The following is a 23,656-nucleotide window of genomic DNA, read 5'->3' as shown; positions in this document are numbered from 1 at the left end:
AAATTTGCGGCCATGACTGTGCGCCGCGCGAAGGGGGATCGCATGAAAGATATTCTTCAACAGCTGGAAAACAACCGCAACGTGGCACGCCTTGGGGGGGGACAGCGCCGGATTGATGCGCAGCACGCAAAAGGCAAGCTGACGGCCCGCGAACGCATCGAGTTGTTGCTGGATGAAGGCAGTTTTGAAGAATTCGACATGTTCGTGGCCCATCGTTGCGTCGATTTTGGCATGCAGGACGACCGCCCTGCGGGCGACGGTGTCGTCACGGGGTGGGGCACGATCAACGGGCGTCAGGTTTATGTGTTCAGTCAGGATTTTACTGTCTTTGGCGGCTCGCTTTCGGAAACGCACGCCCAAAAAATCTGCAAGATCATGGACATGGCCATCCAGAACGGTGCGCCGGTCATTGGCCTGAACGACTCGGGCGGGGCGCGTATTCAGGAAGGGGTCGCAAGCCTTGCAGGCTACGCCGAGGTGTTCCAGCGCAATATCATGGCGTCGGGTGTGGTCCCGCAGATCAGCGTCATCATGGGCCCCTGCGCGGGCGGCGCCGTCTACAGCCCTGCGATGACCGATTTCATCTTCATGGTCAAAGACTCCAGCTATATGTTCGTGACCGGTCCCGATGTGGTCAAAACCGTCACGAACGAGGTTGTCACCGCCGAAGAACTGGGCGGCGCCAGCACCCATACGCGCAAGTCTTCTGTGGCTGACGGGGCCTTTGAAAATGATGTCGAGGCGCTGATCGAAGTGCGTCGGCTTGTGGATTTCCTGCCCAAGAACAACCGCGAAAAACCGCCGGTGCGCCCGTTCTTCGATGATCCGGCACGGCTGGAACACAGTCTGGATACGCTGATTCCGGACAACGCCAATACGCCCTATGACATGAAGGAACTGGTGCGCAAGGTTGCCGACGAAGGTGATTTTTTCGAAATTCAGGCTGAATTTGCCAAGAACATGCTGACAGGGTTCATTCGCCTTGAAGGGCGCAGCGTGGGCGTTGTGGCCAACCAGCCCATGGTTCTGGCCGGTTGTCTGGACATCGATTCCAGCCGCAAGGCCGCGCGGTTCGTGCGCTTTTGCGATGCGTTTGAAATTCCCATCCTGACCTTCGTGGACGTGCCCGGTTTCCTGCCCGGTACAGGGCAGGAATATGGCGGCATTATCAAGCATGGTGCAAAGCTGTTGTTCGCCTATGGCGAAGCGACCGTGCCCAAGGTGACCGTCATTACCCGCAAAGCCTATGGCGGGGCCTATGATGTGATGGCATCCAAGCATTTGCGCGGGGATTTCAACTATGCCTGGCCCACGGCGGAAATTGCAGTGATGGGCGCAAAAGGGGCTGTCGAAATTCTGTACCGGTCAGAATTGGGCGATAGCGATAAGATCGCCGAACGCACCAAGGATTACGAAGCGCGATTCGCAAACCCCTTCGTCGCCGCGGAAAAAGGGTTCATAGACGAGGTGATCATGCCGCATTCCACGCGCAAGCGCGTGGCGCGTGCCTTCGCATCATTGCGTCACAAGACGTTGCAGAATCCCTGGAAGAAACACGACAATATTCCATTGTAAGGGGGCGGCGTGAAGGCGCACAGGATCATGTTTCTGGCAGGATGTGTCTGGGCGGCATCGCTTGGTGCCACCGCCCGTGACCTGCCGGAGTCGGCACCGTTGCTTATGCCCTCTGGTGCGATGGCCTATCCGCTGGATGAAATATGGGACGAATCCGAATCCATGATCCGGCTGCGCTTCGTTGTGCCAAAACTTGCGGAACCTGCCAGCGTGTATGGTGGCGATGCGTTGCGCGTTTTTGACGACATGATGTGGCTTTGCAGCACCCAGTTGCGCGGGCTGGCCGATCTGGGCGAGTTTCCACAGGATCAGGGCTGGCAGGGTGCCATCATCACAATGCTGGAACGGGACATTCCCTTTGGAACACGCGATGCCGATGTGGTCCAGTTTTTTGAGGGTTTCCAGTTCGGAATGGACGGATGCGAACTTGAAGATGACATCTACCATGATTGAAACATGCCCGACATACACGCCTGATGCAGAAGCGCCACAGACGCAGGGCGCTGCTGAATTTGGATGGTCAGGATTCTTTCGGCGCTGTAATATCTGCTCGCGTGCGTATTTCCATGCACGCAGAGGCATATTGACGCGAAAAAACCAACAAACGCGTCAGAACATCATGAGCAGGAGAAATTCATGTCCAAAGTTGCACTTCTGGCCGCAGTATCGGCAGTCCTCGTGCTGGGTGCGTGCGAAAAGCACAAGCGTCAGGCCCCGCTGGAGCCGGTCGCAGCCCCGATTTACGTCGAGCCGGTCTCGAGCAAATCCAAATACTAAGCATTCCGCGGGGCAGGCTGTGCTGCCTGTCCCGCAGCCCCGCAACGGGGCAAATCTGATATGGTGCAGGTTGGACGCAGTTGTGTTTTGCCTGTTGCCTGTCATGCAAAACCTGTGGTCAAGTTCATGTGCATGCGCTACCCTGTCGCGCAAGCGCAGGGGCTGTTCCTGCGTGGCCAGTATGCCAGAAGGACAACCCCTTGCGCATACTTTTGCGGATAGTGACAACAGGAGATATGTATGTCCAAATTTACCATTCTTGCAGCTTTCGGCGCAGTCCTCGCACTGGGCGCATGTGCGAAACATCAACCTGCGCCCGAGCCGGTACCTGCACCCATCATGGTGGAGCCGGTTTCGACCAAAGGCTGATCCAGTAATAGCCGGGCAGGCGCAGCCCGCGCCTGCCTGTGCCGTGGCATATGGCACAGGCCTTCAACCATTCGGGGGACGGCCATGCTGAAGCATCGCGGCTTTCCTGGGCGTTTGCCCAGCACAGATTTTCAATTCGTTATTCGACGTGCAAACCCCAAGGGGGTTACACCACTTGTGGCGCGCAAGCGTTTTGCAGACCGGCGCGCGCCCGACCGCCGCGCCGATGAGGCATTTCTGGGTGCGCTGATCGCCCATTTTGGCGAAGACCCGTTCGAACGCGGCAATCTGGATGCCGGCCGCCTGTCATGGCTGTTTGGCCGCGAAGTCGTGCCCGCCGAGGATGATTTCGACCCCGCAAGCTATGACGCGCTACTGCGTGTGGACATGCGCGCGGCACAGGCCAGTTTTCCGCAGCTTTTTGACGGATCATCCGAATTCGCTTTTGACACATGGGAAGAGTGATGCCGCAAGGCGCTGCCATTATGAACCTTTTTCGCGCCATGGGTGCGCTTACCTTCAAGGAGTCCGCATGTTCCGCAAGATCCTGATTGCCAACCGTGGTGAAATTGCCTGCCGCGTCATCAAGACTGCCCGCAAAATGGGAATTGCGACAGTCGCCGTCTATTCCGATGCCGACCGTAACGCGTTGCATGTGCGCATGGCAGATGAGGCCGTGCATATCGGGCCTGCGCCCGCGAACCAGTCCTATATTGTCATCGACAAGATCATGGATGCGATTCGCCAGACTGGCGCAGAGGCGGTGCATCCTGGCTATGGGTTCCTGTCCGAAAACATGAAATTCGCCGAGGCGCTGGCGGCAGAAGGTGTTGCCTTCATCGGCCCCCCCGCCAACGCGATTGAGGCGATGGGCGACAAGATTACATCCAAGAAACTGGCCGCCGAAGCAGGGGTCAGCACAGTTCCCGGCTATATGGGACTGATCGCGGATGCGGATGAAGCGGTCAAGATTTCCAATGAAGTCGGCTATCCGGTGATGATCAAGGCCAGCGCGGGCGGTGGCGGCAAGGGGATGCGCATCGCATGGAATGATGACGAGGCGCGCGAGGGCTTCCAATCCTCCAAGAATGAAGCGGCATCCAGTTTTGGCGACGACCGGATTTTCATTGAAAAATTCGTCACCCAGCCGCGCCATATCGAAATTCAGGTTCTGGCCGACAGCCATGGCAACACGGTCTACCTGCATGAACGTGAATGCTCTATCCAGCGCCGCAATCAGAAAGTGATCGAGGAAGCGCCATCCCCCTTTCTGGATGAAGCGACCCGCAAGGCCATGGGCGAGCAGGCTTGCGCTCTGGCGGCTGCGGTGGGCTATACATCAGCGGGAACGGTGGAGTTTATTGTCGATGGTGCTAGGAATTTCTATTTCCTGGAAATGAACACGCGCTTGCAGGTGGAACACCCCGTCACCGAACTGATTACAGGGGTGGATCTGGTTGAACAGATGATCCGTGTAGCCGCCGGTGAAAAGCTGCCTTTCGCGCAATCCGATCTGACAATAAACGGCTGGGCAATCGAATCGCGCTTGTATGCCGAAGATCCGTATCGCAATTTCCTGCCCTCGATCGGGCGGTTGACGCGGTATCGCCCGCCTGCCGAAATCGCTGGGGCCGAGCGTGCGGTGCGCAATGACACCGGCGTGTTCGAGGGCGGTGAAATCAGCATGTATTACGACCCGATGATTGCGAAACTATGCACATGGGCGCCCACACGCGGACAGGCCATTGACGAAATGCGTCTGGCGTTGGATGAGTTCGAGTTGGAAGGCATCGGCCATAACCTGCCGTTCCTGTCGGCCGTGATGGACCATCCGCGGTTCATATCCGGCGAGATTACGACCGCCTTCATCGCCGAAGAATACCCCGACGGGTTCGAGGGGGCGACACTTTCACGCGATCTGCTGCACCGCGTTGCCGCCAGCGCCTGTGCCATGAACCGTGTCGCCGAAATCCGGCGTGCGCGCATTTCGGGGCGAATGGACAACCATGAACGCATTGTCGGCACCGATTGGGTGATCAAGATTCAGGGCGAAAGCCTGAATGCCGCGATTGATGCAGACCGCGAGGGGGCAACAGTCATCCTTGAGGGGCAGCGCTACCGCATCACCTCTGACTGGATGCCGGGCCAGCCCTTGGCGCGGCTGGACGTGAATGGCACCCCCCTTGTCATGAAGATCGAGAAAATTCCCGGCGGGTTCCGCGCGCGCCTTCGGGGGGCAGACATGAAAGTGCATGTCTTTTCGCCACGTCAGGCCGAATTGGCAGAGCTTATGCCCGAAAAACTGCCGCCCGACACATCCAAACTATTGCTGTGCCCGATGCCCGGAATGGTGGTGTCCATCGCAGTTGCAGAAGGCGATGAAGTCTATGAAGGGCAGGCGCTGGCGACAGTGGAAGCCATGAAGATGGAAAATATCCTGCGTGCCGAACGCAAGGGAACCGTGTCGCGGATCAGTGTGCAGGCGGGTGCGTCACTGGCCGTCGATGATGTGATCATGGAGTTTGAATGATGCAAAAGCGCACCCTTCTTCGGCTGTTCATGGTCTATTTCTTCAGCTTTGCAGCAGGGCTTGCGCTGGCATGGATAATCCTTACCCGCTTGGCCGACGGGGTGCGCGAAGGGTATTATATTCTGCTTCTGTTGCCGCCCTTGGGCGGGATGGCAGTGTTTCACGGGCTTTTCCCGCTGCTAAGCCGCATTCGCCTTGGTCTGGAATTTATCGCGGTCGGGGGCGCACTGGTCTACGGGATCGGGGCTGTTATGTCCGCCGTGGTCTGGATGGGCTGGCTGGACCCCGGCAGCGCATTGGTCATGTGGCTGGTGGCTGTTTTCGGTCCGGGCTGGTGGCTTATGTCACAACATGCCGAAAAGATCGGCTATTTTGAATGACTGTCTGTGTCGGACAGGCAAGCGCAATGGCCGGTGATGCGTGTCACCGGCCTGATGGCAGGCGTTCAAGTATTTCCTGTCTGCGCGACGGGAACCTGTCGATGACGGCCATTAGTTCACGCCCTGTGCGCACAGCGGGGCGGCGTGCCTTGACCTCTCCATCCTTGTCTATGATCGCGGTCATGAAACCGCGCGGCCGCAAGACCTGTCGCAGCGGGCTGCGATCTTCGGGATGGGCGTCAAAAATGACCACCGCATCGCGGGCAAAAAATTCGTCACTGCGTTCGCGCAATGCATCCAGCTGCCGTTCAAATTGCGGGTCATTGGGTGTGTCGGCCATGACCACGATAATACGGTTGACCCAGATGAAGTCCCGGGCCTCGATTTCGCGCGCATCCAGAAACAATAATGTATCTGGTGGCGCAACATCATCTGTCGTTTGTGCATTTACGCCAGTGGTTTCAGGCGTCATGCCGGATGTGTCAGGCCCGTCTGTGGCCAGCGCCGCAAACGGGAAATGTAACGCAAAAACAAGCGTGAAGATCGGTTTCATAATTCCTCCTGCTTGCATTGCATATAGTCGTAATTGTCAGGAAAACACCATAGCCCATGCGTTTTTCCATGCATGATGTCAGAAAGGACCAGCCATGAGCACATCCAAAAGCCGTTGGGCCGAAATTGCTGCCAGGGAAATGAAGAACCGGCCGCTGGAAAGTCTGACATGGGAAACGCTGGAAGGTATTCCCGTTCAGCCGCTTTACACCGCCGATGACCTGACGGGGCTGTCGCATCTGGACTCCATCCCCGGCGAGGCCCCCTATACGCGCGGCGTGCGTGCAACCATGTATACCGGCAGGCCATGGACCATTCGGCAATATGCGGGGTTTTCCACCGCCGAGGAATCGAACGCCTTCTACCGCAAGGCGCTGGCCGCAGGGCAGCAGGGTGTTTCCGTTGCATTCGACCTGGCCACCCACCGCGGCTATGACAGCGACCATGAACGCGTGACGGGCGATGTGGGAAAAGCAGGTGTGGCGATTGATTCCGTCGAGGATATGAAAATCCTGTTCGACGGCATTCCGTTGGAAAAAGTCAGCGTATCCATGACGATGAACGGCGCGGTGATTCCCATTCTGGCCAATTTCATCGTGACCGGAGAGGAACAGGGCGTTGATCGCAAACTACTGTCGGGCACCATTCAGAATGACATTCTGAAGGAATTTATGGTGCGGAATACCTATGTCTACCCGCCCAAACCCAGCATGCGGATCATTGCGGATATTATTGAATATACCAGTGCGGAAATGCCCAAATTCAACAGCATTTCAATTTCCGGCTATCATATGCAGGAAGCGGGCGCCAATCTGGTGCAAGAACTTGGGTTCACCTTGGCAGATGGACGCGAATATGTGCGCGCCGCCATTGAACGCGGTATGGATGTCGATCATTTCGCGGGGCGGCTGAGTTTCTTTTTCGCGATCGGCACAAACTTCTTCATGGAGATTGCGAAACTGCGCGCGGCGCGCCTGCTTTGGTCGCGCGTCATGGAAGAGTTTAACCCGAAAGACCCGAAATCCAGCATGTTGCGCACGCATTGTCAGACATCGGGCGTCAGTTTGCAGGAACAAGACCCCTATAATAACGTTATCCGCACTGCCTATGAGGCGATGAGTGCGGTTCTGGGGGGCACACAATCGCTGCACACCAATGCGCTGGATGAAGCGATTGCGCTGCCCACCGAATTCAGCGCGCGGATTGCGCGCAATACGCAACTTGTGCTGCAGGAAGAAACCGGCGTGACCAAGGTGGTCGATCCACTGGCAGGCAGTTACTACATTGAAAAACTGACCCATGATCTGGCCGAGGCCGCTTGGGAATTGATGCAGGAAGTCGAGGAGATGGGCGGCATGACCAAGGCCGTGGCTTCTGGCATGCCGAAGCTGCGGATCGAGGAGACCGCCGCGCGGCGTCAGGCCATGATTGACCGCGGCGAGGAAGTGATCGTCGGCGTCAACAAGTACCGCAAGGATGTCGAGGACCCGATTGATATTCTGGATATCGACAATGTGAAGGTGCGCGACAGCCAGATTGCCCGCCTTGAAAAAATCCGCGCAACCCGTGATCAGGCCGCATGTGATGCAGCGTTGAATGAACTGACCCGCCGCGCCAGCGAAGGCGGGAACCTACTTGAAGCAGCCGTGGACGCGGCCCGCGCCCGCGCCTCTGTCGGGGAAATCAGCATGGCTATGGAGAAAATATTCGGGCGCCACCGCGCCGAGGTCAAGACTTTGGCGGGCGTATATGGTGCCGCCTATGAAGGCGATGACGGTTTCGCGGCCATTCAGGCCGATGTAGAGGCGTTCGCCGAGCAGGAGGGGCGCCGCCCGCGCATGCTGGTCGTCAAGATGGGGCAGGACGGCCATGATCGCGGGGCGAAAGTGATTGCCACGGCCTTCGCCGATATCGGATTTGATGTTGATGTCGGGCCATTGTTCCAGACACCGGCCGAGGCGGCGCAGGATGCCATCGACAATGACGTGCACATCATCGGAATATCCAGTCAGGCTGCGGGCCATAAGACACTTGCGCCCCAACTGGTCAGCGCCCTGAAGGATGCGGGGGCCGACGATATTCTGGTCATCTGCGGTGGTGTCATCCCGCAACAGGATTACGAGTTCTTGTATAATGCGGGCGTGAAGGCGATTTTCGGACCGGGAACAAATATTCCTGACGCTGCAAAGAAAATTCTGGATCTGGTGCGCAAGGCGCGCGGATTGTCATAATTCCATGCGGCAGGGCAGGGGTCATGCCCCACACCCTGCCGCAGGTTAACGCCTCACGCGGCTGTCGCGGCGTCGCGCGGGTTAAGGCGTGCATCAACCGACAGACGGCCCGCACCCGTAACCGACAGCGCCAGATAGCCGCCTGTCAGTGCAAGATTTTTCAACAACTGGGTCATTTGCATCTGGTCGGCAGGGTCGAAATGATACAGCAGCCCCGACACGACACAAAACGCGGCCAGCGCATAAGCCGCGATGCGCGTCATCACGCCCAGCATCAGCGCCGCACCGGCGATAATTTCAAACAGGACCGCAGGCCATGCCAGCGCGGCAGGAATTCCGCCGGATGCCATGTACTGGCCAAAACCCGAAACATCGCCCAGCTTCCCAAAGCCGGAGATCAGGAAAAGCGCCCCTAACAGGATGCGCGCAACAAGCAGGAGTGTGGAATGTGTCATGTGAACCTCTGACATGGATATGTTATGGAACGCACATATAGCGGGTTAAATTCGCGGCAGAATTCACTGATACCCCACACCGGCTGTGCGAAATTACACATGCATGGGCCACGGCGATACCGGAATTTGCGTTTGATCAAGGCATCTGTTCCATAAAGGCTTAGGGTTCACTTGACCAATAGCCTGATGCATGGCCCGAAATCGGGTTTCCCGCACAGGTTTCCACCGACCGAATAACAGGACCAAAACCCATGCGCATTATCGTATTCAACGCTGGCAGTTCATCACTGAAATTCGGGGTATTCGATTTGAATGCATCTGACGGGCTGGACAGGGCAAGGCATGTTTTCAAAGGCAGCTTTGACCGGTTTGGCCCTGACGGGTGCGATTTCCGCCATGGCACGCAGCAACCCGTGACGGAACGCGCGCCCCATACAGACCTTGCCTGTGCAACTCGCGCTGTTGCCGATGTGCTGTCGCAACATGGGATCACGGGAATTGACGCCGTGGGTCACCGTATCGCCCATGGTGGGCTGGAATTCGACGCCGCCGCCAGACTGGATGATGACACCCTGTCGCGCATTGACGCGCTGACACCGCTTGCGCCCTTGCATAATCCCGCCAATCTGCAAGCCGTGCATGTCGCGCGGCAGGTCTGGCCTGATGTGCCGCAATGGGCTGTATTCGATACTGCGTTCCACCTGACAAATCCGGCACGCGCCAGCACCTATGCCGTGCCCAAGGACTGGCGCGACAAGGGGCTGCGCCGCTACGGGTTTCACGGGACATCCCATAAATATGTGGCCCATCGCGTCGCCGAGGAACTGGGCCAGCGATTGCGGGACCTGCGCCTGATCAGCCTGCATCTGGGCAATGGCGCAAGTGCCTGTGCCGTTGCTGGCGGCATAAGCATCGACAGTTCCATGGGTATGACGCCAATGGAAGGGCTGGTCATGGGAACCCGCGCCGGCGATGTGGACCCCGGTATTTTTGGCTATATCCAGCGCGAATTGGGGCTGGATATTCCGCAGATCGAGGACGCGCTGAACCGCGACAGCGGTTTGAAGGCGCTGACCGGATCATCGGATATGCGCGATGTCGAGGAACGCGCCGCCCAAGGGGACGCGGATGCGCAGCTTGCGATCCACATCTATGCCTACCGCGCGCGCAAGTATATCGGGGCCTATGCAGCGGCAATGGGTGGTCTGGATGCATTGGTGTTTACCGGTGGCATTGGCGAAAATTCCCCGTCTATGCGCAGGCGGATTTGTGACGGGCTGGGGTTTATGGGCATTCTTCTGGACCATGACCGCAACATGACAGTTGACCTTAGCGCGCGCGCTGCGCCGCAAATTCAGGCCTATGGGGCGCGCGTGAATGTTGTGGTAACCGAAACAGCCGAACAGTTGATGATTGCCCGCGATGTCGCTGTTGCGATGGACGGGCGCACGGGGCAGGGGGGGCGTATTCCGGTTGCGGTTTCGGCGCGGCATGTGCATTTGTGCCGCAAGGCCGTGGATGCACTGTTCGGGCAGGGTTATGAACTGACACCGGACAAGCCCTTGCGCCAAAAAGGGCATTGGGCAGCGGCGGAACGTGTCACATTGCATGGTCCCAAAGGGACAATTCGCAATGTGGCCATCCTTGGACCGCTGCGCGCGCAAACCCAGATCGAGGTGTCGCGCACCGATAGTTTCACATTGGGGCTGGACGCGCCTGTGCGTCAAAGTGGCAAACTTGACGGCACGCCGCAGATCCGGCTGTCCGGCCCGAAAGGCGCGTTGGATAGTGACGGGCTTATCATTGCATCGCGCCATATTCATATGTCACCCGATGATGCCCGTAAAATGGGGTTGAGGGATGGCGATATGGTCAATGTCACGCTGGACGCCACGGGACGCGACCTGACCTTTACCCGCGTGCTGGTTCGTGTGGCGGAAAATGCCTTCACGGAAATGCATATCGACACGGACGAAGCGAACGCAGCCGGCATCAAGGGCGAAGGCGACGGGGCGATCACGGCTGCTGCGGTGGTAGCCCCGGTCCGCACCAACCCCGAGTAATAGTGCGCGTTGGTGCTGGCGCCCTGTCCGCTTAGTCCTCCTCGTCCAGGGACGTCAGGGTCAGGGTGCCTGCGTCAATCATGGCGCGCACCGCCCCCATGACCCGTGCCATGATCTCGTCCTTTTGTTTGGGTGACGGAACGGGCAGGGCGGTTGCGTCCTCCCTCATGGTGTCCGCAACCCGTTTGGACATATTGGACAGCAGAAATTCAAGACTTGGTTGGTCTTCTTCGGCATTTGCGGCGATGATGAACATCATGTCGTCGGATGGAATTTCACGCATAAGGGCGGGCACATCGCGCGCGGCGATCCGCGTTGGAATGTCCTGAAACGTGAAAATCGATTTGCGCACACCAGTGGCGAATCCTTGATCCAGCCCTTCCAAACCTGCAAGAAGCCGGTCCCGCAGCGCCGTGGTTGATGAATTCAGGATTTCGCCAACGCGTTTGGTTGACGGTTTGACAAACGCACGCACAGGTTTGTCCGTAACTTGCTGCGCCAGTGCCGCCCCGATACGCGCGACAGTGTCAGGGTCTATGTCTTCGGTTTTTGCAACCGATATCGCCAGCGCCTGCGCCAGATCGGGGGGTAACTGCGCCAATATGCCTGCGGCCTTGTCGATGCTTAGCTTCGACAGCACTACCGCCCCCACCACAGTACTTTCAGATTCCAGCAACGGTATCAGGTCCGCATCCGGTGCCAGTTCAATATCTGCCCAAGGGTCGCGGCCGGACGCGCCGCGCGCCAATATGCGCAACTGTTCGGTTGCACCCGCATCAAGCCGCCCGTCCAGCAACGACAATGCACCATCCAGACCATCCGGAAAGGACAGTCCGACCTGTTCCAGCATGTCCACATATTCCGACACAACAGCATTCATTGTTGTCCGGTCAACAAGGCGCATTTTTCCCATTGTATGTGTAAGGTCTTCTTGCATGCGCGGCGAAAGCGATGACAATTTCATGTCGACACCTTCGGCAATCAGTACGCGTACAATTATGGCCGACTTCTGCAAACCGCTAAGATGCTGTGTTCCGTTTGGCGCAGCGCGATCTGACACAAAATCTGTGTCATCAGCCATTCCGCCAAAGTCGGATTGAGTCATCGGGCTATTGAAGGACATCATCGCGGCATCATCCATCATGCCAGACGAGAGCTGGTTGTATTCATGTGCATTCGCGGAATGCGCTTGAATTTCAAAAACCCTATTGGCGACATGCGATCTCCGGAACAAAGCAGATTCTGTTCCGTTGAACGTCGCATAAAAGCGTCAACAAAAGGTTGACCGCAGAAACACGTCAAAGAAAAAACGCATAAAAAAAGCCCCCGCCACATTGAAGGGCAGGGACAGTGTATCAAACAAGCGATCAGCTGGTTACAGGTTCAACGCATGTTGATGTTTCCGCGTCCCAGACCTGACCTGCCAAGCAGCTTGACGCAGTCGTATCAAACTGCATTCCCGAACACATTGCCGACGCAATAGCCGGCGACAACGAAAGTGCGATTGCCGCCAGTGCAAGTTTAAGTTTCATATCAAAACCTCCTTCTTGGGATTCGCTATGTAGCACGAATATTACCAAAAAAAGGATGTTTTGGAAATTAAGTGTCAAAAACACGCGAAAAAATGGTTTCCACATGTTTGGTATGATACTCAAGATCAAATTTTGAGCGTATCTCGGCGTTGCTCAAGGCCGCTGTAACATCCGCGTCGCCAAGCAGTTCTTCCAGAAAGTCGCACCCGTGTTCCCAGACTTTCATCGCATTGCGCTGCACAAGCGTATAGGCATCTTCGCGGCTGACGCCAGCCTGTGTCAACGCCAGCAAAACCCGTTGCGAATGGATCAAGCCACGGAATTTATTCATGTTTGCGATCATATTGTCAGGATAGACAACCAGTTTGTCGATCACCCCCGTCAGGCGGGCAAGTGCGAAATCCAGTGTCACTGTCGCATCTGGCCCGATCATACGTTCCACGGAGGAATGCGAAATGTCGCGTTCATGCCAAAGTGCCACATTCTCCATTGCCGGAATAACCGCCATACGCACCAGCCGCGCAAGCCCGGTCAGGTTTTCCGTCAGCACAGGGTTGCGTTTGTGCGGCATCGCGCTGGAGCCTTTCTGGCCCTTGCTGAAAAACTCCTCTGCCTCCAGCACCTCTGTGCGCTGCATATGGCGGATCTCAATCGCGATATTTTCAATGCTGCTGGCAATCACGCCCAGCGTGGCAAAGAACATGGCGTGACGGTCGCGCGGGATGATTTGTGTGCTGATGGGTTCGGGGGTCAGGCCCAGTTGCGCGCAGACATGTTCTTCGACACTTGGGTCGATATTGGCGAATGTGCCAACAGCGCCCGAAATGGCACCTGTGGCCACTTCGGCGCGCGCCGCCGCCAGCCGGTCGCGGTTGCGCTTCATTTCCGCGTAGAACCGCGCAAGGGTCAGGCCCATTGTGGTTGGTTCTGCATGAATACCGTGGCTGCGTCCCATGCGGATTGTGAATTTGTGTTCCATCGCACGACGCTTCAGCGCGTCCAGCAGGGCATCCATATCTGCCAGCAGCAAATCGGCCGCGCGCACCAGCTGCACATTGAAGGTTGTGTCCAGCACGTCAGAACTGGTCATGCCCTGATGGACGAAGCGCGCCTCGTCATTGCCAATGATTTCGGCCAGATGCGTCAGAAAGGCGATGACGTCATGTTTTGTCACCGCCTCAATCTCGTCAATGCGCGCGACATCGAATTCCACATCCTTGGCTTTCCAGACCGCAGCCGCACTTGCTGCCGGAATAACCCCTAGATTCGCCTGAGCATCGCAGGCATGCGCCTCGATTTCATACCAGATGCGGAACTTGGTTTCCGGTGACCATATGGCAACCATTTCAGGGCGGGAATAACGCGGGATCATCAGCGGGCCTCTTGCGGTTTGGGTTGCTGCGTCATAGCGATTGGAACGGTTGGCCGCAAGTTCGCGTTCCTTATACTTAATTTAACATAATACTGATTATGAGATAATCTTATCTGGATTGCTGTATACGGAAATTTAGGTCTTTTCCGATAGCCCGTTGGAAGTTGAATCCACTTTCCAAGGAAATCATATGCGTTTCTGGCGTTCCTCCACGTTCAAGCCTTCAGCAGATTTCAGTTTTCTGGAACAGATCACCAAGCCAGGCGTCCTGATGGATGCGCAAGGCAGGATCGTTTATGCAAATGCTGCATTCTCCGAATTATGCGGAGCATGGGGCACGGACCTGCATGAACGCACCATCAATGATCTCCTGAACGCCAAACCGGCATCCGGCACCCCGCCCCTGTCATCCTACAAATCCATAACGCATGACATGCATCTGGATGGGGCCGCGTTCAGGCTGCTTTGCCTTGATGTCCCGAAAGTCAACCAGAACGACACCGTTCTTGAACAGGCCATAGATGCGGTCGTGTCGATTGAGGCAAATAATGATGTGGTTTTCTTCAACAAAGCCGCTGAGGAATTGTGGCGAGTATCGCGCGACGAAATCATTGGTAAAAATGTCAAACGTCTGGTTCCACAGGCACTGCGCAGCGATCATGACGAAATGGTCAATCACAACCGGCGCACAGGTGAAAACCGGATTGTCGGCACTATGCGGGAAGTGCAGATTGAACGCTTCGACGGGACCGAAGTGACTGTTGGGCTGACCTTGTCCAAGGTCCATACGGATGCCGGAATATGCTATACCGCGTTCCTGAAAGACATTTCAGGCATCAAGGTTGCCGAAAAACGCCTGCGCGAAACCCTTGAACAGGCGCTTGATGCCGTGGTCGAGATTGATTGGCAAAATAACGTTGTGTTTTTCAATCCTGCGGCTGAACGGCTTTGGGGCTATTCCAGCGACGAGGTTCTGGGCAAGAATGTCGATATGCTTGTGCCGATAACCCACCGTGCGCAGCATGATGAACTGGTCAACCGCAATCGCAGAACGGGTGAAAACCGGATCGTCGGAACATCCCGCGAGGTGCAGCTTGTGCGCAAGGATGGTCAAAAACGCTGGGTAAACCTGTCCCTGTCCAAGGTCCCGCGCGAAGATGGCACAATCACCTATACTGCATTCCTGCGCGACGTCACCGAGGAGGTGGAACGCCGTGAACATATCCGCCTGCTTTCACTTGTCGCCAATGAAACCGACAATGCTGTCCTTATTACCGGCGTGGACCGGAAACTGATTTATGTGAATTCGGGTTTTACGCGCCTGACCGGCTACAAACCGGACGAAGTCATGGGCCGCAAGCCGGGTGATTTCCTGCAGGGGCCGGAAACCGACCCCGAAACAGTGAAGCGCATCTCGAAGGCGCTTTCGTCCGGAAACGCGTTTTATGAGGAGATCTTGAACTATGACCGGCATGGCAAACCTTATTGGATTTCGCTGGCCATCAACCCCGTGTTCGACAAGAATGGAAAGATTGAGAAGTTTATCTCGATCCAGGCAAATATTTCATCGATCAAGCTGACATCACTGGAATACACCCGCCAGCTGGAAGCTATTTCCAAAACTGCGGCAATGGCAGAATGGAACGCCGATGGTCGCAGCATCAAGGCAAACGCCTATCTTACCGCACATCTTGACGGCCAGCCCCTGCCCGGCCTGCTTGACCTGCTGGAGGTTGAGAAACTGGACAAGCTGAAGGAAACCGGCGAATGCAGGCAGGATATTGTCGTTTCGCGCGCGGATGGGACACAGTCCATTTTTGACGCCTATTTCCTGACACTGACCGACATTTCGGGCGATGTTCAGAAGTATCTTATGTATGGTCCGGACATTACCTCTCGTGCGCAGGCGGTCAAGGACACGAATGATGCTGTGCGCGATGTCACAACCTCCAGTCAGGAAATCTCACAGGTCGTCGAAACGATTGACAGCATTGCGATGCAAACAAACCTGCTGGCGCTGAACGCATCAGTAGAAGCGGCGCGTGCCGGTGATGCGGGACGCGGATTCGCGGTTGTCGCGGGCGAGGTTCGCGAGCTTGCTGTCCGCGCACGGGAGGCCGCTGAACAGGTGAATGCAAAGATTGCGGCAACGCGTGATCGCGTGGGACGACTTGCCGAAACCATCAATCGATTGAAGGAGTAGCTGTATAATTGACCCTACGTATTGCCATGGAATACGAACGGCAGGATCGCGGGCAGTATTTCAATATTCAAATCTTGCAATATGTTTTTTCTGTAAGTATATGGGGGGTCCGTTGTGCTGGTCTCGTGTCCGGCCAGCCCCCCCGACTGACAGGCTGTGCGCTATGCAAACCCGATTTCTGCCCTTCCTGACCTGGGCCAGGCACTATTCCCGCAACGATCTGAGCAATGATCTGATCGCGGCAGCGGTTGTGACGATCATGTTGATCCCGCAAGGCATGGCATATGCGATGCTTGCAGGACTGCCCCCGCAGGCCGGACTATATGGCGCAATGCTGCCACTGGTGCTGTATGCCGCATTCGGGACATCGCGCGCGCTTGCCGTAGGCCCTGTAGCTGTCGTTGCGCTGATGACGGCGGCGGCAGCGGGCACGGTTGCCCAAACAGGGACAGAACATTACCACCTTGCCGCATTATGGCTTGCGCTTCTGTCGGGCGGAATAATGCTGGTCATGGGGCTGTTCCGGCTGGGATTCATTGCCAGCTTTCTAAGCCACCCAGTGATTTCAGGGTTCATTACCGCTGCTGGAATATTGATTGCGGCCAGCCAGTTACGCCATCTGCTTGGGGCCGACATATCGGGCAAAACGCTGCCACAGGTCATACCTTCGGTCATTGCCAACAGCGCCGACATCTCGGTCATGACAATTGTGTTCGCGGCGGCAATCCTTGCATTCCTGTTCTGGTCCCGCGCGGGACTGGCACGCCTGTTGCAGCATATTGGCCTGTCGGCCGCTTTAGCCAGATTGCTTGGCAAAACCGCGCTGCTGATTGCGGTTGTCACATCGACAGCGCTGGTCTGGGCATTGGGGCTGGATGACCGCGGCATTGCCATTCTTGGCGATGTGCCGCGCGGCCTGCCGGAATTTGGCCTGCCAGCGGTTGATGTCGGTTTGCTGCAACTGTTGATTGCACCTGCCGCGATGATCGCCATCGTTGGCTATGTCGAGAGTATTTCCATCGCGCAGACCCTTGCAGCGAAGAAACGGCAATCTGTAGACCCCGACCGCGAACTTGTGGCGCTTGGTCTGGCCAATCTTGGCGCCGGTGTCAGTAACGCCATGCCGGTGACAGGCGGCTTGTCGCGCTCGATCGTGAACTATGATGCGGGCGCGGCCACCCCTGCTGCGGGTGCCATCACGGCGGTTTTCATTGCCATGGCGCTGATGGTCCTGACCCCGTTTATGTATTTCCTGCCGCGCGTCACGCTGGCGGCGATCATTGTGGTTGCAGTTCTGTCGCTGCTGGATTTCCGCGCCCTGCCCCGCACATGGGCCTATTCGCGTGCAGATGGGGCGGCAATGGCTGCAACAATGGTGTTCACCTTGTTCGTGGGCGTCGAACAAGGGTTGATGGCCGGTGTCGGTTTGTCGCTGGTCTTGTTCCTGTACCGGACATCACGCCCGCATATGGCTGTCGTCGGACAGGTGCCGGGAACCGAGCATTTCAGAAATATAGAACGGCATAATGTCATCACAGATGATCAGGTGTATTCGATACGGGTTGATGAATCGCTGTATTTCCCCAATGCGCGCGCGCTGGAGGACAAGATTATCCAGACGCTGTCACACCGCCCTGCCCTGCGGCACGTTGTGCTGCAATGCACTGCTGTCAATTACATCGATGCCTCTGCGTTGGAGAGTTTGGAAGCCGTGAACGAACGTTTGCAAACTGCGGGGGTTCAGTTTCACCTGTCCGAGGTCAAAGGGCCGGTCATGGACCAGTTGAAGCGCAGTCATTTTCTGGATGATCTGACAGGCCGGATATTCCTGACCCAGTTTGACGCCATGGCCGCGCTGTCGCCGGAAATGACACAGGCGTGCAAAGGGCGTGCGCGCTGCGAAACACTGCTGGAAGGATGAATTGCCCCCTGCAGCCTGAGTCGTATTCTGACCCTTGGCATGCCAGCGGCGTGAGGCGCCGTGATCCTGCTATGCGTGAAATCAGCGAATTCCCGCACGGTTCCATATGTCGTGACTGGTGAAATGCGGACGGGGCGATAACTTGCCGTTAAATTTTCTGCTTTTGGCAAAGTGGTGCCGAAGGATTTTCATCCGGCTTGTATGTGGCCGCGCGATGCGCACATCTACTGTTCAGACGCAGGATCTCCCTGTGTCGGTCACTGAAACAGGAGAATGAAGATGATCAAGAAAACCATGACCTCTATCGCGGCCCTTGCGTTCATGACCGGTATGGCAACCGCCCAGATGGGCACAACCGACATTGCCTGGACGCTTGACGACTTCATGATGGCGTTCCCGGACGCGACGCCTGAACTGTTCGATGAGGTTGACATGAATGATGACGGCGTGATCGACAGCTTCGAATATGAAGCCGCAGTCGAGGCGGGCCTGATCGATCCGGTGGAGGGCGTGGAGACTGCACCGATTGACGGGTAACTTCCCCTGTCACGAGGGCGGTAATCATATGCTGCAACACATGATTACCATTTAGTCCCGCGTTCACCAAAGCAAAGCGGCGCCACCCGACAGGTGGCGCCGCATCAGTATTTCAAACATTTCATGTTTTGTCGAGCATAGCCAAAGAAAAACGGCGCCAACAGGGGCGCCGTTTGAAAAACAAGGTGATTTCGGGCCTTAGCCTTGAAGTTTTGCAACTTCTGCTGCGAAATCTTCTTCTTTCTTTTCAATGCCTTCACCAACACCCATGCGGATGTACCCCAGAATTTCAACGCCTGCATCCTTTGCAGCCTGCGCGACCGTGATGTCAGGATTGATCACGAATTTCTGGTTCACCAGCGTGTTTTCTTCCAGATATTTCTTCATCCGGCCAGGGATGATGTTGTTCTGGATCACCGCTTCAGGCTTGGGTTTGTCGGCAGTGGCGTTTTCTTCCAGCGCTTTTTGGGTCTGAACGGTGCGTTCGCGTTCGACCAGTGCGGGGTCCAGCGCCTCTTCTTTCAGCGCCAGCGGGCTGGTGGCCGCGATATGCATGGCAATCTGTTTGCCAATGCCGTTATCCGCACCTTTCAGCGCAACAAGAACACCGATCTTGCCCATGCCATCGGCGGCAGCGTTATGGACATAGGCAGCAACAGCGTCGCCTTCGATGCTGTCCATACGGCGCAGGGTCATGTTCTCGCCGATTTTTGCGATGGCGTCGGTCAGCACGGTCGATACCGGCGTCCCCTTCACATCTGCGGACTTGAGGGCCTCAAGATCAGCAGCGGTCAGGGCCGCGTTGGTGATATCGGACACCATGGTCTGGAATTCGGCGTTCTTGGCGACGAAATCGGTTTCCGAGTTGATCTCGACGGCGACACCCTTGCCACCGGACACGGCCACACCGACCAGCCCTTCGGCTGCAACGCGGTCGGCTTTCTTCGCGGCTTTGGCCAGACCTTTGGTGCGCAGCCAGTCTTGTGCCGCTTCCATGTCGCCGTTGTTTTCGGTCAGCGCTTTTTTCGCGTCCATCATGCCTGCGCCTGTGGTCTCGCGCAGTTCTTTCACCATTGCAGCGGTGATGGTCATTGTTCTTACTCCTGCAAAAGAAGGAAACAGAGGCGTTGAACCACGCCCCTGTCACAATTTCATGTCAAAACCGGCGCTTATGCGTCCGAAGTTTCGGCAGCCGTTTCGGTCAGCGCGTCTTCGGTCGGGGTTTCTTCCAGTGCGCCAAGGTCGATACCGGCTGCACCCATCTGCGCGCTCATCCCGTCAAGGGCCGCGCGGGCAATCAGATCGCAATACAGCGAGATGGCACGCGATGCGTCGTCATTTCCGGGGATGATATAGTCGACACCATCGGGCGAGCAGTTGGTATCAACCACAGCCACGACAGGAATGCCCAGCTTGCGCGCTTCTGCAATGGCCAGATCTTCCTTGTTGACGTCGATCACAAACAGCAGGTTCGGAAGGCCGCCCATATCGCGGATACCGCCAAGGCTGGCTTGCAGTTTCGCCTGCTCGCGTTCCATGCCCAGACGCTCTTTCTTGGTCAGGCCTTCGGCCCCGCCGTCAAGCTGTTCGTCAATGGATTTCAGGCGCTGGATGGATTGGGACACGGTTTTCCAGTTGGTCAACGTGCCGCCCAGCCAGCGGTGATTCATGAAATATTGCGCCGAGCGTTCGGCTGCATCGGCAATCGGGCCTTGTGCCTGACGTTTGGTGCCGACAAACAGAACGCGGCCGCCTTTTGCAACGGTTTCGCGCACAACATTCAGTGCCGCGTCCAGCATGGGGACGGTTTGCGTCAGGTCCATGATGTGGATGCCGTTGCGTTCGCCATAGATATATGGCCCCATACGCGGGTTCCAGCGCTGTGTCTGGTGGCCGAAGTGAACGCCAGCTTCCAAAAGCTGACGCAGTGTGAATTCAGGAAGCGCCATATCGTTTTCCTTTCCGGTTTGCGCCTGGGTAGGGGATTTGAAGGCGATGCCTCAACCGGTGGACCTTGGGGGATGTCTGTCCCTTGGCCCTGCCCCTACCTGTGAAGTGGTGCCCCATTAGCGGCAGATCCACCGCGATGCAATAGCGAATGCGCAACCGCTGCCGCGCAAACGCGCTTGCGCGCGCCTGCCGCAGGTTTACCCCAATGCCATGCGCGCATCATGCAAAAGTTGTTGCCGCCCGATGGCCATGTAAAACCGCGTTACCAGATCCGCATATGTGCCGTTCAGGACTTCATCGCGCAGCAGGTGTTGCGCGGGGCCATCAACCTGCTGCCAGCGCGCCTCCAGCGTTTCGGGCGACAGGCTGTATCCCGCCTTGTCGGCAAAGAACGTGTTTCCCCCGCCCCCGAACTGCGACAATGCAGTTTGCAACGCGACCGGACGCAATTCCAGCGCAGCGGCAATATTATCGCGCACGGCCATATCCCCGACAAAGCCGTTATAATCAATCCGGTGAACCCGCCAATTGGCCCCGCGCCGCGACAGCTTGTCCGTTTCAGCCAGGAATTCCTGCGCCAGACTTGCCCATGCGCGCAGATGACGCGCCCGCATACGGGCCTTCCGGTCCTCGTCACCGGCGATCCATGCCGCGCGGTCAAGAACCTGAAGCAGGCTGGCGAAGGCATTCAGCGGGTCACGCAGGAAAACGATAATGTCCACCCTTGCATCAGATGGCAGGCAATGCGACAGTTGCGACCATTTCAGAACCTGATCAAGCGTGCGATCCTCTACACTGAAGGCCACCAGCGGGGTGTCGACACGATCATCGTAAGGGCTGGCCGCGGTGTCCCCGCCATCATGGCGCAAGGCGCGCGCGGCGGTGAAACCGGCCTGTGTGACGTCAATATTGTTATAATAGGTCCAAGGCTGTTCCATCCCTGCCAGCACCCATTCCAGAAACGCATGGTGCCCGCTGCGCCGTGTCGCGATACATAGCAACCGGCGCTTGTCAGGCCGGACCCTGGTCTTGGCGCGTTTTCTCCAAAAGGTCATTGCAGAGCCGATCCCGCTTGCGGGTCAAACGCCGCATGCAGGGCAATTTCAAACATTTGCGCAAAACTTTGCTCTCTCGCATGGGCGTCCAGCGCCTGCTTCTTCACCAGATGGTCGGATACAGTCATCACTGCCAGCGCGCGCGCGTCGAAACGGGCTGCGACTGCGTATAATTCTGCCGCTTCCATTTCGACTGCCAGAACGCCGTGGCGGGTCATAAGCGTGTTCAGGTCGGGGCGTTCGTCGTAAAACGTGTCGGAGCTGTAGATATTGCCCACATGCACAGTCGCCCCAAGGGCGCAGGCCGCATCATGGGCCGCGCGCAGCAGGCCGAAATCGGCGCAGGGGGCGAACTGCACTTCCCTGAACAGGGCCTTGGAGGGGGTGGATATGGTCGTGCAGGTCTGGGCCAGCACGATGTCGCGCAAATTCACATGATCCTGCATCGCGCCGGCGGACCCTACACGAACAAGCGTGCGCGCGCCGTAATCTTGCAGCAATTCATGCGCATAGATCGACATCGACGCCATGCCCATGCCAGAGGCATGAATACTGACACGGTGGCCACGCCATGTGCCGGTATACCCCAACATGCCGCGCACCTGATTGACGCATTGTGCATCGGTCAGGAACCGCTCTGCCGCCCATTTCGCGCGCAACGGGTCCCCCGGCATCAGCACTGTTTCCGCAATTTCCCCCCGCTTCGCCCCGATGTGGATTGTCATCTGCGCCCCTTTTCATCTGTCGCGCCCAGATTGCCCCCTTCCCCCGACCCGCGCAAGCGCCTATACCACCCACGCATGCCAGACAGACGAACAGAATGAAGGATTGCCGATGCGCGAGGCCCTGATCACCCGCAAAACCGCCGAGACCGATATTTCGGCCAGCGTCAATCTGGACGGAAGCGGCGCTTATGACATTCAGACCGGCGTGGGGTTCTTCGATCACATGCTGGACCAGCTTGCGCGCCATTCGCTGATCGACATCACGCTGAAGGCGGTGGGCGATCTGCATATTGATGACCACCACACGGTCGAGGATTGCGGCATAGCGCTGGGTCAGGCGATCGCGCAGGCTTTGGGCGACAAGCGTGGCATCCGGCGCTATGGCGAGTGCCATCTGCCGATGGATGACGCGCAGGTCCGCTGCGCGCTGGACCTGTCGGCGCGCCCCTTTCTGGTGTGGAATGTGGACTTTCCGACCGCGAAAATCGGCACATTCGACACCGAACTGGTGCGCGAGTTCTTTCAGGCACTGGCCACACATGGCGGGATTACGCTGCATATCGATCAGATACATGGCATCAACAGCCACCACATTGCGGAAGCGGCCTTCAAGGCGGTTGCGCGCGCGCTGCGCATGGCCGTGGAAACCGACCCGCGCAAGGGCGATGCAATCCCGTCCACCAAGGGGGCATTGTAGGCACAGATGCTGACAGTTCTGGTTGATTACGAAAGCGGCAATCTGCATTCCGCCGAAAAAGCGTTCCAGCGCATGTCCGCAGAGACGGGCGCGGGCGATGTGCTGGTCAGCGCACGCGCGGAGGATGTGGCGCGCGCAACGCGTATCGTGCTGCCCGGTGACGGGGCGTTTCCCGCCTGTCGGCGCGCGCTGGGGGCCGTGGACGGGCTGCATGACGCCTTGGAGGAGGCGGTCCTGCGCCGCGCAGTGCCGTTTATGGGGATCTGCGTGGGCATGCAGATGCTGGCCAGCATCGGGCGCGAATATGAAGATGTGGCCGGTCTGGACTGGATCGGCGGCGAGGTGGTGCGCATCGCGCCAAATGATCCCGCGCTGAAAGTGCCACATATGGGCTGGAATGATCTGGTGATCGACCGCGCCCATCCGGTGCTGGAGGGCGTGCAAAGCGGCGATCATGCCTATTTCGTGCATAGCTACCAGTTCCGCGTGACGGATCCTGCGCATCTGCTGGCACATGTCGATTATGAGGGGCCGGTGACTGCGATTGTGGCGCGGGACAATATCGTTGGCACCCAGTTCCACCCTGAAAAATCGCAAGCCACCGGCCTGCGGATGATTGCGAATTTCCTGCGCTGGACGCCATGAAACAGGGGAAGGGGGGGGGGGGGGGGGGGGGGGGGGGGGGGGGGGGGGGGGGGGGGGGGGGGGGGGGGGGGGGGGGGGGGGGGGGGG

The 23,656-nt window shown here is 57.5% G+C and carries 21 protein-coding genes; 13 read left to right on the top strand and 8 right to left on the bottom strand.

What is annotated here, in order from left to right; translation table 11 throughout:
- The first annotated feature begins 42 nt into the window (after positions 1 to 42).
- The 6 genes from ACTIE1_RS07255 (at position 43) to ACTIE1_RS07230 (ending at position 5,631) form a co-directional block, all read left to right on the top strand.
- Positions 43 to 1,575 (top strand): acyl-CoA carboxylase subunit beta, encoded by a 1,533-nt coding sequence (locus ACTIE1_RS07255; RefSeq protein WP_439559783.1) that lies wholly within the window; start codon positions 43 to 45, stop codon positions 1,573 to 1,575.
- 9 nt (positions 1,576 to 1,584) lie between these two features.
- On the top strand, positions 1,585 to 2,028 hold the full coding sequence (locus ACTIE1_RS07250; protein ID WP_439559784.1) for a DUF6497 family protein: 444 nt from the start codon (positions 1,585 to 1,587) through the stop codon (positions 2,026 to 2,028).
- Between the two features lie 183 nt (positions 2,029 to 2,211).
- Positions 2,212 to 2,352 (top strand): hypothetical protein, encoded by a 141-nt coding sequence (locus tag ACTIE1_RS07245; RefSeq protein WP_439559785.1) that lies wholly within the window; start codon positions 2,212 to 2,214, stop codon positions 2,350 to 2,352.
- Between the two features lie 453 nt (positions 2,353 to 2,805).
- The gene (locus ACTIE1_RS07240) at positions 2,806 to 3,186 is read left to right on the top strand and encodes a hypothetical protein (RefSeq protein ID WP_439559787.1); all 381 of its coding nucleotides are present in this window, start codon (positions 2,806 to 2,808) and stop codon (positions 3,184 to 3,186) included.
- Between the two features lie 67 nt (positions 3,187 to 3,253).
- On the top strand, positions 3,254 to 5,251 hold the full coding sequence (locus tag ACTIE1_RS07235) for an acetyl-CoA carboxylase biotin carboxylase subunit (protein ID WP_439559788.1): 1,998 nt from the start codon (positions 3,254 to 3,256) through the stop codon (positions 5,249 to 5,251).
- Entirely contained in the window at positions 5,248 to 5,631 is a 384-nt protein-coding gene (locus ACTIE1_RS07230) for a hypothetical protein (protein WP_439559789.1), read from the top strand. The genes ACTIE1_RS07235 and ACTIE1_RS07230 overlap by 4 nt, the downstream gene beginning before the upstream one ends.
- A 43-nt stretch (positions 5,632 to 5,674) precedes the next feature.
- Here the strand turns inward: ACTIE1_RS07230 and ACTIE1_RS07225 are convergent, their stop codons facing one another.
- Complete coding sequence (locus ACTIE1_RS07225) at positions 5,675 to 6,184, bottom strand: DUF4174 domain-containing protein (RefSeq protein WP_439559790.1); 510 nt, start codon at positions 6,182 to 6,184, stop codon at positions 5,675 to 5,677.
- Positions 6,185 to 6,278: 94 nt separating this feature from the next.
- On the opposite strand from ACTIE1_RS07225, the gene scpA reads away from it, so the two are divergent.
- On the top strand, positions 6,279 to 8,414 hold the full coding sequence (gene scpA, locus ACTIE1_RS07220) for a methylmalonyl-CoA mutase (RefSeq protein ID WP_439559791.1): 2,136 nt from the start codon (positions 6,279 to 6,281) through the stop codon (positions 8,412 to 8,414).
- Between the two features lie 53 nt (positions 8,415 to 8,467).
- Here scpA and ACTIE1_RS07215 read toward each other — a convergent pair whose 3' ends face one another.
- Positions 8,468 to 8,869: a DoxX family protein gene (locus ACTIE1_RS07215; RefSeq protein WP_439559792.1), complete on the bottom strand. Its 402-nt coding sequence runs from the start codon at positions 8,867 to 8,869 to the stop codon at positions 8,468 to 8,470.
- 251 nt (positions 8,870 to 9,120) lie between these two features.
- Between ACTIE1_RS07215 and ACTIE1_RS07210 the strand changes: the two genes are divergently transcribed.
- A complete protein-coding gene (locus tag ACTIE1_RS07210) occupies positions 9,121 to 10,932 on the top strand; it encodes an acetate/propionate family kinase (RefSeq protein WP_439559793.1) in 1,812 nt (603 codons plus the stop codon).
- Positions 10,933 to 10,963: 31 nt separating this feature from the next.
- Here the strand turns inward: ACTIE1_RS07210 and ACTIE1_RS07205 are convergent, their stop codons facing one another.
- Positions 10,964 to 12,013, bottom strand: a complete 1,050-nt coding sequence (locus tag ACTIE1_RS07205; RefSeq protein ID WP_439563318.1) for a FliG C-terminal domain-containing protein — start codon at positions 12,011 to 12,013, stop codon at positions 10,964 to 10,966.
- Between the two features lie 518 nt (positions 12,014 to 12,531).
- A complete protein-coding gene (gene purB, locus ACTIE1_RS07200) occupies positions 12,532 to 13,836 on the bottom strand; it encodes an adenylosuccinate lyase (RefSeq protein ID WP_439559796.1) in 1,305 nt (434 codons plus the stop codon).
- 190 nt (positions 13,837 to 14,026) lie between these two features.
- Between purB and ACTIE1_RS07195 the strand changes: the two genes are divergently transcribed.
- The 3 genes from ACTIE1_RS07195 (at position 14,027) to ACTIE1_RS07185 (ending at position 18,497) form a co-directional block, all read left to right on the top strand.
- Positions 14,027 to 16,039 (top strand): PAS domain S-box protein, encoded by a 2,013-nt coding sequence (locus ACTIE1_RS07195; protein ID WP_439559797.1) that lies wholly within the window; start codon positions 14,027 to 14,029, stop codon positions 16,037 to 16,039.
- A gap of 163 nt (positions 16,040 to 16,202) precedes the next feature.
- Entirely contained in the window at positions 16,203 to 17,960 is a 1,758-nt protein-coding gene (locus tag ACTIE1_RS07190) for a SulP family inorganic anion transporter (protein ID WP_439559798.1), read from the top strand.
- 279 nt (positions 17,961 to 18,239) lie between these two features.
- Positions 18,240 to 18,497, top strand: coding sequence for a hypothetical protein (locus tag ACTIE1_RS07185; protein WP_439559799.1), 258 nt, complete (start codon positions 18,240 to 18,242; stop codon positions 18,495 to 18,497).
- A 198-nt stretch (positions 18,498 to 18,695) separates the two neighbouring features.
- On the opposite strand, the gene tsf is transcribed toward ACTIE1_RS07185, so the two are convergent.
- The 4 genes from tsf to deoD all read right to left on the bottom strand — a co-directional run bounded on the left by tsf (position 18,696) and on the right by deoD (position 22,227).
- Positions 18,696 to 19,589, bottom strand: coding sequence for a translation elongation factor Ts (gene tsf / locus ACTIE1_RS07180; RefSeq protein ID WP_439559800.1), 894 nt, complete (start codon positions 19,587 to 19,589; stop codon positions 18,696 to 18,698).
- A gap of 77 nt (positions 19,590 to 19,666) precedes the next feature.
- Complete coding sequence (gene rpsB / locus ACTIE1_RS07175; protein WP_439559801.1) at positions 19,667 to 20,446, bottom strand: 30S ribosomal protein S2; 780 nt, start codon at positions 20,444 to 20,446, stop codon at positions 19,667 to 19,669.
- Positions 20,447 to 20,644: 198 nt separating this feature from the next.
- Positions 20,645 to 21,502, bottom strand: a complete 858-nt coding sequence (locus ACTIE1_RS07170; RefSeq protein WP_439559802.1) for a hypothetical protein — start codon at positions 21,500 to 21,502, stop codon at positions 20,645 to 20,647.
- Positions 21,499 to 22,227, bottom strand: coding sequence for a purine-nucleoside phosphorylase (deoD, locus tag ACTIE1_RS07165; protein WP_439559803.1), 729 nt, complete (start codon positions 22,225 to 22,227; stop codon positions 21,499 to 21,501). Before deoD ends, ACTIE1_RS07170 begins: the two co-directional genes overlap by 4 nt.
- Before the next feature lie 109 nt (positions 22,228 to 22,336).
- Between deoD and hisB the strand changes: the two genes are divergently transcribed.
- Both hisB and hisH read left to right on the top strand, forming a co-directional pair.
- Complete coding sequence (hisB, locus tag ACTIE1_RS07160; protein ID WP_439559804.1) at positions 22,337 to 22,924, top strand: imidazoleglycerol-phosphate dehydratase HisB; 588 nt, start codon at positions 22,337 to 22,339, stop codon at positions 22,922 to 22,924.
- Positions 22,925 to 22,930: 6 nt separating this feature from the next.
- A complete protein-coding gene (hisH, locus tag ACTIE1_RS07155; protein ID WP_439559805.1) occupies positions 22,931 to 23,569 on the top strand; it encodes an imidazole glycerol phosphate synthase subunit HisH in 639 nt (212 codons plus the stop codon).
- Positions 23,570 to 23,656: the final 87 nt, after the last annotated feature.

This window comes from Roseinatronobacter sp. (assembly GCF_051859525.1).
In the GTDB taxonomy this organism is placed as follows: Bacteria; Pseudomonadota; Alphaproteobacteria; order Rhodobacterales; family Rhodobacteraceae; genus Roseinatronobacter.
This window is presented reverse-complemented; position numbering and strand designations above follow the sequence as displayed.

Bases quoted from the DNA above. Each gene is read 5' to 3' on its own strand.
- deoD (WP_439559803.1), bottom strand. From the start codon at position 22,227: ATGACAATCCACATCGGGGCGAAGCGGGGGGAAATTGCGGAAACAGTG.
- ACTIE1_RS07235 (WP_439559788.1), top strand. From the start codon at position 3,254: ATGTTCCGCAAGATCCTGATTGCCAACCGTGGTGAAATTGCCTGCCGC.
- rpsB (WP_439559801.1), bottom strand. From the start codon at position 20,446: ATGGCGCTTCCTGAATTCACACTGCGTCAGCTTTTGGAAGCTGGCGTT.
- ACTIE1_RS07170 (WP_439559802.1), bottom strand. From the start codon at position 21,502: ATGACCTTTTGGAGAAAACGCGCCAAGACCAGGGTCCGGCCTGACAAG.
- hisB (WP_439559804.1), top strand. From the start codon at position 22,337: ATGCGCGAGGCCCTGATCACCCGCAAAACCGCCGAGACCGATATTTCG.
- ACTIE1_RS07190 (WP_439559798.1), top strand. From the start codon at position 16,203: ATGCAAACCCGATTTCTGCCCTTCCTGACCTGGGCCAGGCACTATTCC.
- purB (WP_439559796.1), bottom strand. From the start codon at position 13,836: ATGATCCCGCGTTATTCCCGCCCTGAAATGGTTGCCATATGGTCACCG.
- scpA (WP_439559791.1), top strand. From the start codon at position 6,279: ATGAGCACATCCAAAAGCCGTTGGGCCGAAATTGCTGCCAGGGAAATG.
- ACTIE1_RS07230 (WP_439559789.1), top strand. From the start codon at position 5,248: ATGATGCAAAAGCGCACCCTTCTTCGGCTGTTCATGGTCTATTTCTTC.
- tsf (WP_439559800.1), bottom strand. From the start codon at position 19,589: ATGACCATCACCGCTGCAATGGTGAAAGAACTGCGCGAGACCACAGGC.
- ACTIE1_RS07225 (WP_439559790.1), bottom strand. From the start codon at position 6,184: ATGAAACCGATCTTCACGCTTGTTTTTGCGTTACATTTCCCGTTTGCG.
- ACTIE1_RS07255 (WP_439559783.1), top strand. From the start codon at position 43: ATGAAAGATATTCTTCAACAGCTGGAAAACAACCGCAACGTGGCACGC.
- ACTIE1_RS07240 (WP_439559787.1), top strand. From the start codon at position 2,806: ATGCTGAAGCATCGCGGCTTTCCTGGGCGTTTGCCCAGCACAGATTTT.
- ACTIE1_RS07210 (WP_439559793.1), top strand. From the start codon at position 9,121: ATGCGCATTATCGTATTCAACGCTGGCAGTTCATCACTGAAATTCGGG.
- ACTIE1_RS07215 (WP_439559792.1), bottom strand. From the start codon at position 8,869: ATGACACATTCCACACTCCTGCTTGTTGCGCGCATCCTGTTAGGGGCG.
- hisH (WP_439559805.1), top strand. From the start codon at position 22,931: ATGCTGACAGTTCTGGTTGATTACGAAAGCGGCAATCTGCATTCCGCC.
- ACTIE1_RS07185 (WP_439559799.1), top strand. From the start codon at position 18,240: ATGATCAAGAAAACCATGACCTCTATCGCGGCCCTTGCGTTCATGACC.
- ACTIE1_RS07195 (WP_439559797.1), top strand. From the start codon at position 14,027: ATGCGTTTCTGGCGTTCCTCCACGTTCAAGCCTTCAGCAGATTTCAGT.
- ACTIE1_RS07205 (WP_439563318.1), bottom strand. From the start codon at position 12,013: ATGGCTGATGACACAGATTTTGTGTCAGATCGCGCTGCGCCAAACGGA.
- ACTIE1_RS07245 (WP_439559785.1), top strand. From the start codon at position 2,212: ATGTCCAAAGTTGCACTTCTGGCCGCAGTATCGGCAGTCCTCGTGCTG.